This window comes from Dolichospermum sp. LEGE 00246 (assembly GCF_015207865.1).
Taxonomy (GTDB): domain Bacteria; phylum Cyanobacteriota; class Cyanobacteriia; order Cyanobacteriales; family Nostocaceae; genus Dolichospermum; species Dolichospermum heterosporum.
Window position 1 is genome coordinate 1 of sequence record NZ_JADEWA010000136.1, and the last position, 11,607, is coordinate 11,607.

Below are 11,607 nucleotides of genomic sequence, written 5' to 3' on the forward strand. Positions count from 1 at the left end.
TCTGTCGAGTGGAAAAACCTCTTAGAAGTCATTCTAAGACCACGATGAAGCAGAAAGTAAACACCAAAATTATCGCTGTCCAGATGTGTCTAGATTTTGGTAATTTTGGGTAAGTTTTATAGAACGGCTGTATCATATCATTTTGATGTTTAATAGGTCAAATGACACAGTTTTTCTTAACTATAGCCGCCATTTTTGGCGGTTTATCTGTTGCTGGTGGTGCTTTTGGCGCTCATGCTTTGCGGGAAAAAATTAGCGAGCGCTCTTTAGAAATATTTGACACTGGCGCTCGTTATCAAATGTATCACGCCCTGGGACTTTTGTTAGTCGCCATCCTCATGAGTCGTTTAGAAAGTCCCCCGACGACGCTTTTAGTTAGTGGTTGGTTATTTATAATTGGTGTGGTAATTTTTTCCGGCAGCTTATATGCTATCAGTTTAACGGGTATTGAGTCTTTAGGCGCAGTTGCCCCATTAGGAGGATTGGCATTAATGCTGGGTTGGGCTGCTTTAGCTGTAGCTGGTGCAACTATCAAGTTTTAATCCGTAGTAAATGGGAAATGGAGTCTAAATTATCACTCAAATTACCCTGATTTCTCTTGCCTGTTACCTTTTCTATCTTAATAGATTGAAAAATAGTATCGTCAGTTGGTGACATCAAGTAGGTAAAATATTACCGCAGTCTTAATAAAATAGGTGTAGCCAGCACGTGAAGATATTTGTATATCACACTCCCGAATTGACCCCAACTGATACAGTTCCAGAATGTGCGATCGCCGTTGATGTTCTGCGAGCAACTAGTACAATGGCTACGGTTTTAGCCGCTGGGGGCGAAGCTGTGCAGGTTTTCAGTGATTTAAATCAACTCATGGAAGTAAGTGAAAAATGGCCTCCAGAAAAGCGACTCAGGGCTGGAGAACGGGGTGGAGCTAAAGTAGCTGGTTTTGAGTTGGGTAACTCACCCTTAGATTGCACACCAGAATTAGTTGCCGGGAAAAGGTTATTTATTAGTACCACCAATGGGACAAGGGCTTTACAACGAATCCAAAATGCCCCCATTGTCCTGGCAGCAGCTTTGATTAATCGGGCAGCCGTAGTTAAATTTCTCTTAGAAAAGCAACCGGAAACTGTCTGGATTGTGGGTTCTGGTTGGGAGGGAAGTTATTCCTTAGAGGATACAGTATGTGCAGGGGCGATCGCTCATAGTATTTGCCAACAAACTAATTGTTCCCTCGCAGAAATCGGTGGTAATGATGAGACGATTAGTGCGATCGCTCTTTACTGCCAATGGGAAGATAACTTACCAGGACTACTCCATCAAGCTAGTCATGGTCAACGCTTATTACGTTTGGAATGTTTTGAAGACCTGAAATATTGTTCCCAAACCGATATTTTAGATATTTTACCAATTCAAACAGAACCAGGAGTATTAAAAAGTCAAAACAACTAACAAGTCAGGAGGTAGGGGCGCAGGGCCTGCGCCCAGTCAGGAGTCACGAGAAAGAAAGAAGAAAATTTCTTCCTCTCTCTCTTCTTTGGCAAATCAAACATAATAATCAGGAATTTTCATCCTGTTAATCCTTTAATCCTGGACATCCTGATTCAGACAATTAATCCTTTAATCCTGGACATCCTGATTCAGACAATTAATCCTTTAATCCTGGACATCCTGATTCAGACAAAGACACACCCAACCACCCGGCAAAATTCTCCATTTGTGTGAAAGAAGGATTTTCTACAACTTTAAGTTGATACTTGCCAGGAATTGATGCAGCTAGAGTAACAGAATAAGTCCGCAATTCATCTTGATGAAAAACAGTAACTTGAATAGAATCATCCGCTCGATAATCCTTCAAGCGTTCATTGAACTGATTTCCCACCCTAATACCATCAATCGCTAATAATTCATCTCCAGCATCAATTCCCGCAAATTGTGCCGGTGAACCCGCTTCCACAAACTTAATTATCTCCCGTCCATTTTCAGTATTTATCCTCACACCCAAATAAGGTTCTTCATTCTTTTCCTCAACTAATTGCAAACCAAAAGGTTGTAAATATTGATTAAAAGGTAAATCGTCCAAACCATGAAGATAGCATTGAAAGAAATCTCCTAAATCCATACCCGCTACAGACTCAATCACACCCTCTAATTGTTCGGGAGTATAACCAACTTCATCCTTTCCAAACTCCTCCCACATTTGCCGCATCACATCATCCAAAGAACGCTGATTCCCATGATGAACGCGAATTAATAAATCTAATAACAGTGATACCATTTCCCCTTTGATATAATAGGAGATTTGGGAATTACCACTATTAGCATCTGGACGATAAAGTTTAATCCAAGCATCGAAACTTGACTCCGCCAAAGGTTGTACCTTCCGTCCTGGAGTCATTAAATATTTAGTAATTTCCTTACTCAAATAATTCAAATATGCCTTAGCATTATAAATACCTGCCCGTAAAGGAATAATTAAATCATAATAACTGGTTGTTCCCTCACAAAACCACAAAGATGGTGTATAATTTTCCTGATCATAATCAAACACTTCCAAACCCAAAGGACGAATTCTTTTAACATTCCATAAATGAAAGAATTCATGTGCCACCAATTGCAAAAATGGTTCATACTTATCCAAAGTCCGAAATCCCAACCTTTGATAAATTAACGAACAAGAATTTTTATGTTCTAAACCACCAAAACCCTGTTGAAGCAAATGCAGCAAAAATACATATCTATCATAAGGTAAACCACCAAACATTTGTGATTCTACCTCAATAATTTTTTGGCAATCAGCAATCATTTGCTGTGGTTGAAAATTTCCTTTTCCCCAAACTGCTAATTCATGAGGTTTTCCCAAAACTTCAAAATTGTATAATTGATGAAAACCAATTTCAAAAGGACAATCAACTAAAGTATCAAAATCAGCCGCGACAAAAGTATTTTTTGTTTCTGCAAATATTGGTAAACCAGTAGTTATTTGCCATTGAGGGTTAGCTGGAATCACCCGGATATATATGGGTAAACTTTCACAACCAGGGATTCTGAAAAATAACGCCGCCCCATTAAAATAACCGTGAGTAGCATCTAAATGATTTGTTCTGACTGTTAATTCATTAGCAAATACACGATAATGAATAGTTACTTCCGAACTATCACCTTTTTCTACTTGCCAATGATTTTTACTAACTTTATGCCAAGACAAGGGTTCATGATCAGCAAAAGCTGCAAAATCTTGTAAATGTCTCTCATATTCCCGGACTAAATATGAACCAGGAGTCCACACAGGCATTTTTAAATCAAGAACTGCCGATGGATAGTTGACAATGTGTAAAGTCACCTCAAACAGATGGGTTTCTGGCTGAGACATTCCCACCAAGTAATGAATTTGTGGAGAGAGTTCTGAAATCATTTTGTGTGTTGAGTTTTGAGTTACTTATCCATAATTAACAGTCTATGGTTCATCGTCAAGTCCAGGCATATAAAATTAATAATATGATGTATTTATATGCAAGACTTGGGAAAAAACAAGCCAAGGAGTTACTAATTATGACAGTACCTTATGACGAACTGGTTTTTCAATCACCATATTTAGCTGTAGTGAAAGCAAAACAACTGCTAGAGGAGGGGAAAATTAAAGAAGTTGATCATATTTTAGAGAGTTTAGCCGAGTCTATGGGGCGATCAGAAAAAAGAGCAGTAATTAGTCAATTAACTCGATTGATACTGCATATAATTAAGTGGAAATGTCAACCGGAAAAACGTAGTGCTAGTTGGGTAATTTCTATTCGTTCAGCTAGGGGAGAAATTACTGCCAGTCAAGAAGAAGTGCCAAGTCTCAATCGAGATTTTTTGGAATCAATTTGGGATAAGTGTTTTCTAGCTGCAAAACAGGATGCTAGAGATGAAATGGGCAAAAAACCAGATATTATTGCTTTAAGTTGGGATGAAGTTTTTAACGAAACTTATACACTTTGGGACGATTAGAAAATTTCTATTTGGTAAAAAATCAGGTTATTTACAGCAGATGTCAGCAGTAAAACAGCCTCACTGCAAAGTTTTGTGATTAAAGAAAGGTTGTATACTCAAAAAGGCTAAAAGCTGGACTTTTTTATCATACAAAGAACAAGTTCAGAGCCTCTCCCCGCACCTCTTCTAAAAGGAGAGGTAAAAGGAATAACATTTAATACTGGAGATGTTTAGCAGAGGGGTTTCATATTTGGTTAAACTATGAACCGTATTTAGTATACCTCATTTACCTGTAATAGGCTGTATCTTAATTATTGGCTGTTCCCTCTTTCCCAATCATTACACTTCATTGCGAAATAGGCAGCTAGGTAAAAAACATGATAACTTTTGATCTAGGATAGCAAAGCAACTACACCAAATTCATCAAGGAGAACCCAGTGGCAATGGAATCAAATGTACTAACGGGCGCAATTGTAGATAATCAAGATACAAGTGAATACGTTGCTCATCTACAACTGCACATGGCACTACAAGCTCGCAACTTGGTTCCCAACTTGGTTCCCAACTTCAAACAAACAATTCAAGATAGTCGTCAACAATTACTGCATCAAACCCAAGCGGAGTTTGAAAAATTTGCTTCTCGCCAAGGTCTATATATGTGAACTACCACACACTGACTTCGGTACAGTGTGGGCTTCCCAATTCATCGGGAGTAGCCTCCAGAACTTCGTAGTTCTATTGGTCTGACATTCCCTCCAAGGGCAGAAGTCCTGATTCCCAAGACCCAAACTTTCTCTGGTAACACTTACCTATCAGCTTGGTTTTCGCTTACGGTATTGGTGGTCAAGAGGCTACGATTTTACCACAAAATTTTGGGGTTTTAAACTGATTCTTCATCCATCTAAATAGATAATATTTGGAAAAACTTCAAATGTTCTTCGCCTTTACAAGGCTTACGCCTCCCTCCTATTAGTTGAGAACGATTTCGGTTTTTCCCACTGATTCACAAGTACCAAATTCAGTGAGGGACTTACGGTAAATAGTTAAGAGTATTTTTAGCTTAAACAGTAGAAGCCTCTCACCTACCCTACCGGGTAGGTGATGAGATGAATACAATACGCGCGAGTGAGGAATTGCCCAACGAACAAAATTAAGCTGCGCTTAATTTTGTTCGTTGGGCGATGTTAGCGCAGCGGCACGAAGTGCGGAATGAACACTTTCTTGATTTTTTTTCAAATATTTGATATACTTTTTAACAATGGGTGTAACTCAATTAAATGCACCAAAAGCAGCCTATCAAAATAAAAGCTAATTGTTCGGCTTAACCAAAGAACCGTGGGACACACGGTCTTAAAGCTCATTTAATGTCTTCATAGAAGAGTCGCGCTCGTTGCCCACACTCACCTGTTCGCGCAAGCGTGCCGCAAGGCATAAGGGAGTGTGTGGATTATGTCACTAGAATTACCATAGAATAGAAGCAGACATTGTGGTTTTCACCCCAAAGGTATACTCACAAGTTCTGCTTTTTATATTTTTTTACGCATTTAGTTAAGAAAATCACTCTTGGGAAGCAAGACCTAAGAGCAAAAAGCCATTAAAATGATTGCAGTATTAGATCACCAATCATATTTTGTAAAGGTTAAATGGCGGCTTGAATCAAAATGACTTCACTACTCCCTCGAAATCTCAGCGTTGTTATCCGACCAGTCCAGCATAGGGATTTGGAAGGAATCGATCGCTTAACTCAAGAATCATTGTCCCATCTTTCTTCCCAAGAAACTGATGCGGCGATGCAGCAAATGCAATGGTTAAAACACTGGTATGGGTTACTCAAATTCTTAAGTTGGTTTCCCAATCCTTTCCAGTACCGTTTCTGGGTCTATGTTGCCGAACAGGGAAGGACACTACTGGGAATGATTCAAGTCTCGCCTTTTAACCGCACTCGCAGCACTTGGCGAATTGATCGGGTGATGTTAGCAGGGACGGGCGATCGCATGGGAGTAGGTTCACAACTACTGCGCCATTGCTTTGAATCTATTTTAGAAGCACGAACCTGGATATTAGAAGTTAATATTAATGACGTTGATGCCTTGGCGCTATATCGCCACAATGGATTTCAACGACTGGCGGAAATGACATACTGGGAAATTAGTCCCCAGTTATTAGCAGAATTAATTCAAACCGAGCCAGATTTACCCAACCTCTTACCAGTCAGTAATGCTGATGCTCCCTTACTATATCAACTAGATACAGCATCAATGCCCCCCCTGGTACGGCAAGTATTTGACCGGCACACCCACGATTTTAAAACCACTTTGTTTGGTGCTATTGGTGATGCCCTCAAGCAGTGGATGACAAAAACCGAAGTTGTCAGTGGTTATGTCTTTGAACCCCAGCGGAAAGCAGCCATTGGTTATTTTCAGGTGCAACTGGATCGCACAGGGACAAAACCCCATATCGCCACACTGACAGTTCATCCTGCCTATACTTGGTTGTATCCTGAACTATTATCTCAATTAGCCCGTATCGCCCAAGATTTCCCCCAACAGGGATTACAATTAGCTTCTTCAGACTATCAACCAGAAAGAGAAGAATATTTAGAGCGCATTGGGGCTAAACGCCAAGAACATACCCTGATCATGTCTCGTTCCGTCTGGCATAAACTACGAGAATCGAAATTTGTCTCCCTAGAAGGGATTCAGTGGCAGGAAATGTTACAAGGACTGCAACCAACCCGGAAGCCTATTCCTGGGGGGATGTCATGGATGCCGCAACCACAGCAGGTGCAGCCAGAAAGAGCTACACCAGTTCAGTCGGAAATTGTAGCTTTCAATCATCAAAACCCTAATATAATAGACACACCTTGTCCATCAGATTCAGCTACAGATGAACCCTATGAGCAACAATAGCGTGATCTCCCAACAGCCATCAAAATCATTTATTTCCGCGTTGGGCGTGGATGTTGGTAGTAAACGCATTGGTTTAGCTGGGTGTGATGGTACAGGATTAATTGCTACGGGTATAACCACAATTGAGCGTAAGTCTTTTGTCGAAGATGTCGAGAAAATTCAGCAAATAGTTAATGAGCGACAAGTGCAAATTCTCATTGTTGGTTTACCTTATTCAATGGATGGTTCTATCGGTTTTCAAGCCCGTCATGTCCAAAAATTTGCGGCTAGATTAGCAGAAGCACTGAAACTTCCTTTGGAATATATGGATGAAAGATTAACTTCTTATCAAGCAGAACAACTGCTAATAGCTGAGAATCGCTCCCCATCAAGAAATAAGGGTTTAATTGACCGTAAGGCTGCTGCATTGATTTTACAGCAGTGGCTAGATGCTAGACGTAGTTCAGCACCGAGATCGGTAACATTTGCTGATGAGTGATCCCTTTTAACATGGTATTCTAAAAACTATTACTTCTATCTCTGAATTTATGGTTGACATCGGCTGTCATTTAGCGGTTCAATGATTTCCATATGTAAGAGTATTGTTACAGTTACATAATTCAGCTATGTATTCATCTCCACTTCCTGAAGACAATGATCACGATTCCGAAAGTTCTCTGATTTTAACAGATGAGCTAAAACGAACACTAGAATGTTACATCGAGTATACCCTCGATGTAGAGGGAGAAAAATATGTTCTCCTTCTTCCTGTAGATTCACCAATAGAAATTTTTGCTTGGCAAGCCGATGGCGACGAAGAAGAAGCCGTTTTGGTGGAAGATGATGAAATCATAGACCAAATTTTCGGCACTGCTCAAGCTGTGCTTTCCGAGCAAAATCTAATTCTCAAGAATACTGCTTATGCTTTGACTGTAGCAGGTGAGTTGCCTCCTGAAGATGAATCGAAATTCTTTACTTTAGAAATTGAAGATGAAGAAAATGGTTTAGAACCAGAGCAATTAATGGAAATTGCCACTTTTTATCATGATGAACAGGAGTATGCAATTTATACTCCCCTCGATCCCTTGCTCTTTTTTGCCAGAATTACGAAAACAGGTGAACCAGAATTACTTTCTCCTGAAGAGTTCCGTAAATTTCAACCCCTCTTAGAAGAACATCTTTTTAACGAAGTTGAGTAATGGGTAATGGGTAATTGGTAATTGGTAATTGGTAATTTAATTACTGTTGCTTTTTACCTTTTGCCTTATTCAAAAATCTAAATAAATCTAAACCTAAAATTTTTCTTTATTCCTCCTGACTCCAGACTCCTGACTCCAGACTCAAAAAATTATGACTCGCAACCATCTATTAGAGCCTAACTTGATTTTAGCAGGTTCAGTTTTGACGCTGACACCAGATATGATCCGACAATATGGGCTGAAAGGGCTAGTATTAGATGTGGATGAAACTTTAGTACCGATGACAACAAGTTCTACTTTCCCAGAATTGCAAGCATGGATAGAAGAAATTCGGGTTTGTACGACATTGTGGTTAGTTAGTAATAATTTAAGTGAAGCGCGAATTGGTGGCATTGCCCGTTCTCTTAATTTACCTTATTATTTGGGTGCGGCTAAACCTTCCCGACGGAAAATTCGGGCGGCGTTGCAGGAGATGAATTTACCTGTACATCAAGTGGGGATGGTAGGCGATCGCTTGTTTACAGATGTTTTAGCTGGTAATCGCTTGGGAATGTTTACAATTTTAGTTGAACCAATTATCCATCCCGATTTTACAGCCCTCCGTTCCCATCCTATCCGTAATATTGAAGTTTGGATATCAGAGATATTGGGTGCATCTATTACAGGTAAAGCTATTAAACATTAAAAATTGGGCGTTGCATAATTGAAGTATGAATTTATCCTCACGCAAAGGCGCAGAGGTAAAAGGTTTAAAAATTCACATCATGTTGAGAAAGCAATTTTTCTACTTTTGCTTCTTCAATGCGGGATTCATAAAAAATTTGTACCAGTTTTGTAAGTGGCACAAACTTGTAGAGACGACCGCAGTTTTGATCTAACTCCGCTGCCAAATTTTAATTGTTTTGTCCAAACTCCCACTGACTAACATTTCTCCAGAAGCAGTAAAGGATAAAGCTGTGACTGTATTAGCATGACCGGCAAATGTCCCTAATAATTCCCCAGATTGTAAATGCCACAATTTGATAGTTTTATCAGCACTACCACTAGCAATAATTTGTTCATCAGGACTCAAAGCAACTGTATTCACACTATCTCGATGTCCTTTGAGAGTGTGAACTAATTCCCCAGTAGCTAAATTCCAAACTCGAATAGTTTGATCTTGACTACCACTGACTAAAAATTTAGCATCAGCACTCATGGCTAGGGAACTAACAATATGAGAATGACCCATCAGGGTGTATATTGGTTGTGTATCTGACAAATTTTTCTGATTGAGTGTTGAGGATGTTTCCCAAACTTTAATTTTGCGATAACTACCTGTAATTAAAATTTTGCCATCTTGACTTAACACCATTGAATGGGCTGCTGTATCATCTAAGGATAGGGTATTTTCGACTTGGCGATCGCGCAAGTTCCAAAACAAAATCTGGCGATCATGACCACCAGTCGCTAACATCTTACCATCAGGTGTAAACGCCACACAACGGACATCTCCATGATGTTTATGGAGAATATCAATTAGATCCAACGCCCCAGTATGCCAAATTTTAACGGTGGAATCTGCACCTACACTTACTAATGTTTGTCCATCGGTGCTAAAAGCCAGGGAATTAATCTCATCTACGTTGGCAGAAATAACCCAAGGATATTCTGATAATGTCTCGATTAATTCACCTTTTGATAAGTCCCATAATTTTGTTTCTCCCCTGCTACCACTAGCTAACATCGGGATTGTTTTCACATTTTTAGTTCCGGCATCCTGGACTACTAAAGTTTTGATAGCATAGGCTAAACAGTTAATACCTTTGGTATGTCCTTTTAATGTTTGCCAGCATTCCCAATCACCAATAATCTTCTTTTTGGGATGTTCTGGTGGTAAGGTTTGAATGGTTTCTACCATCATTTTCTCATCAGTTATTGGTACATCATCTGGTTTACTACCCAGAGACTGTAAATACCAATTTAATCCTCCTGCATACAATAGGCTGCTGGGAGTTAGATAAGTCTTTGAGTCTGAAAAATCTAGTTGATTTGTCGGTAAAAAACCAGTAATCACTGTTTGTTTGTGGTATCCTGACTGGGTATTTCCTGGATAAAACAAACACAAGAAAATCAATACTTGGTGGTTATTGATATCTTCTTGACTAACAGACCAACGAATTTTATCTTTTTTAATACCGTTAAAACTTTCTCCATCTGCTACGTGAATTTGAATACTCACTTTTGGGTTATTTGCTAACAAATAAGTAAACTTACTTTCACCACGTAAATTTCCTTCATCATCCAAACCCATATTTTCTAAAGTGTCTTGTGGCACTTTTCTCACCAATTTTCCTAACCGTTCCGTAATCATCCAATCAACAATTTGTTCACGGACAAGATAATCTTCTGCTTGGCGTTGAAAATAGGTCGGAAAGGGAATGATCCAATCAGGATATTCAGGATATTCAGGTGGTATCGGTGGGGGATTTTTGGCGAGGATTTCAGCTTGCTGACGAGAACATTCAAGAATTTTCGTTAATGAATCCCCCGCAAATGCCATTACCTCACTGTGATAACCTTTAACTCGACTTTCTAAAAGAGAAAGATCCGCCGTTTTCGGTTTTTTCACCCGGTTTAAGAAGTCAGTTTGTTGCGCTTTTAGTAAACTAATCCAATTCATCTGCATGATAGTGGCACACCATTGCATACCCAAGATAACTTATACTAATACAATAATTACTCAATTTATAACTTCAGCCAAAATTTAGTAATTATTACAGTCTGATGGAATACAAAAACTAGCTAAATCTAATGGTGAACATCAAGCCCTACTGTGATTAAGCACTGCTTAACTTTATATAAGTAGTGAGACAGAATTAATTACACAATGTCATTGCGTTAGTGAAGCGTGGCGTTAGCCATATGGAAGGAAGTGAAATGAAGCAATCGCCAGGGTTGTGATTGCTTCCCTTCGCTCGCAATGACTGTAAATATTTTTGTCCAATTACTTAGCAGTTATTTTTAGGATGCAATACAATGGAGGACGGGAAAACCACGCCCCTACAGGCTTAACGATTTGCTGACTGGATCTCACAAAGAGTGCATACCGCTATATGGTAGGTTATGGGGATTTCGATGATTTCCATAAATTCTAACTAATCTAACTGATAATTTACTGTTTCTATAGAAACACTTCTGGCTAGAAAAATAGTAAGCATTCAAGCCTTAGTCCTCAACTAATCCAGCTTTTTGTAAAATATAGGTAATTCAAATTTATTCTTTGCTATTCCTCCATGCTACTGAGAGGTTGTTTGAAAAGTGGTATCCCGTAATTTTCATCACATTGTTACCCCCCTTTCCCTTTGTGAAGAGGGGTGACAATAAAAATCTAGTAGTTCGTCAAATTTATTTTGACGGGTAATGATCGGAAAAAACTTCTGTTCTTCCCTCCCCTGCCCTGCCCCCGGTGCCTCTCTTCTCCCCCTGCTTGCCTTCACCCGTCATTTTCGGGTTGACAGACTACTAGTTCCCTCCCCTTTACAAGGGGAGGGTTAGGGAGCTGTCTCTTA

10 protein-coding genes are annotated in these 11,607 nt (G+C 39.5%); 8 read left to right on the forward strand and 2 right to left on the reverse strand.

All coding sequences use genetic code 11. The annotated features are described in order from the left end of the window. Positions 1-161: 161 nt before the first annotated feature. Both IQ228_RS11390 and IQ228_RS11395 read left to right on the forward strand, forming a co-directional pair. Positions 162-542 (forward strand): DUF423 domain-containing protein, encoded by a 381-nt coding sequence (locus IQ228_RS11390; protein WP_193962894.1) that lies wholly within the window; start codon positions 162-164, stop codon positions 540-542. Positions 543-708: 166 nt separating this feature from the next. Next, positions 709-1,449 carry a 2-phosphosulfolactate phosphatase family protein gene (locus IQ228_RS11395; RefSeq protein WP_027403047.1) on the forward strand — a complete coding sequence of 247 codons (741 nt, stop codon included), beginning with the start codon at positions 709-711 and terminating at the stop codon, positions 1,447-1,449. A gap of 196 nt (positions 1,450-1,645) precedes the next feature. Here the strand turns inward: IQ228_RS11395 and IQ228_RS11400 are convergent, their stop codons facing one another. Then, on the reverse strand, positions 1,646-3,412 hold the full coding sequence (locus IQ228_RS11400) for a M61 family metallopeptidase (protein ID WP_027403046.1): 1,767 nt from the start codon (positions 3,410-3,412) through the stop codon (positions 1,646-1,648). A gap of 44 nt (positions 3,413-3,456) precedes the next feature. On the opposite strand from IQ228_RS11400, the gene IQ228_RS11405 reads away from it, so the two are divergent. From IQ228_RS11405 to IQ228_RS11430, 6 genes are all read left to right on the forward strand, one after another. Further along, positions 3,457-3,987, forward strand: coding sequence for a DUF29 domain-containing protein (locus tag IQ228_RS11405; protein WP_228043819.1), 531 nt, complete (start codon positions 3,457-3,459; stop codon positions 3,985-3,987). A gap of 425 nt (positions 3,988-4,412) precedes the next feature. Beyond that, a complete protein-coding gene (locus IQ228_RS11410; RefSeq protein WP_027403044.1) occupies positions 4,413-4,631 on the forward strand; it encodes a hypothetical protein in 219 nt (72 codons plus the stop codon). Positions 4,632-5,630: 999 nt separating this feature from the next. Next, complete coding sequence (locus IQ228_RS11415) at positions 5,631-6,878, forward strand: GNAT family N-acetyltransferase (RefSeq protein ID WP_027403041.1); 1,248 nt, start codon at positions 5,631-5,633, stop codon at positions 6,876-6,878. Further along, complete coding sequence (gene ruvX, locus IQ228_RS11420) at positions 6,865-7,356, forward strand: Holliday junction resolvase RuvX (RefSeq protein ID WP_051424362.1); 492 nt, start codon at positions 6,865-6,867, stop codon at positions 7,354-7,356. Before IQ228_RS11415 ends, ruvX begins: the two co-directional genes overlap by 14 nt. A 127-nt stretch (positions 7,357-7,483) precedes the next feature. Next, positions 7,484-8,056 (forward strand): DUF3727 domain-containing protein, encoded by a 573-nt coding sequence (locus IQ228_RS11425; protein ID WP_193962895.1) that lies wholly within the window; start codon positions 7,484-7,486, stop codon positions 8,054-8,056. A 151-nt stretch (positions 8,057-8,207) separates the two neighbouring features. Beyond that, a complete protein-coding gene (locus IQ228_RS11430; RefSeq protein WP_027403038.1) occupies positions 8,208-8,741 on the forward strand; it encodes a YqeG family HAD IIIA-type phosphatase in 534 nt (177 codons plus the stop codon). 189 nt (positions 8,742-8,930) lie between these two features. On the opposite strand, the gene IQ228_RS11435 is transcribed toward IQ228_RS11430, so the two are convergent. Further along, positions 8,931-10,724: a WD40 repeat domain-containing protein gene (locus IQ228_RS11435; RefSeq protein ID WP_193962896.1), complete on the reverse strand. Its 1,794-nt coding sequence runs from the start codon at positions 10,722-10,724 to the stop codon at positions 8,931-8,933. Positions 10,725-11,607: the final 883 nt, after the last annotated feature.

What these genes read in the sequence shown, in the direction of transcription:
- IQ228_RS11390 (WP_193962894.1), top strand. Translation starts at nt 162, where the DNA reads ATGACACAGTTTTTCTTAACTATAGCCGCCATTTTTGGCGGTTTATCT.
- IQ228_RS11400 (WP_027403046.1), bottom strand. Translation starts at nt 3,412, where the DNA reads ATGATTTCAGAACTCTCTCCACAAATTCATTACTTGGTGGGAATGTCT.
- IQ228_RS11405 (WP_228043819.1), top strand. Translation starts at nt 3,457, where the DNA reads ATGGTTCATCGTCAAGTCCAGGCATATAAAATTAATAATATGATGTAT.
- IQ228_RS11410 (WP_027403044.1), top strand. Translation starts at nt 4,413, where the DNA reads ATGGAATCAAATGTACTAACGGGCGCAATTGTAGATAATCAAGATACA.
- IQ228_RS11415 (WP_027403041.1), top strand. Translation starts at nt 5,631, where the DNA reads ATGACTTCACTACTCCCTCGAAATCTCAGCGTTGTTATCCGACCAGTC.
- ruvX (WP_051424362.1), top strand. Translation starts at nt 6,865, where the DNA reads ATGAGCAACAATAGCGTGATCTCCCAACAGCCATCAAAATCATTTATT.
- IQ228_RS11425 (WP_193962895.1), top strand. Translation starts at nt 7,484, where the DNA reads ATGTATTCATCTCCACTTCCTGAAGACAATGATCACGATTCCGAAAGT.
- IQ228_RS11430 (WP_027403038.1), top strand. Translation starts at nt 8,208, where the DNA reads ATGACTCGCAACCATCTATTAGAGCCTAACTTGATTTTAGCAGGTTCA.
- IQ228_RS11435 (WP_193962896.1), bottom strand. Translation starts at nt 10,724, where the DNA reads ATGCAGATGAATTGGATTAGTTTACTAAAAGCGCAACAAACTGACTTC.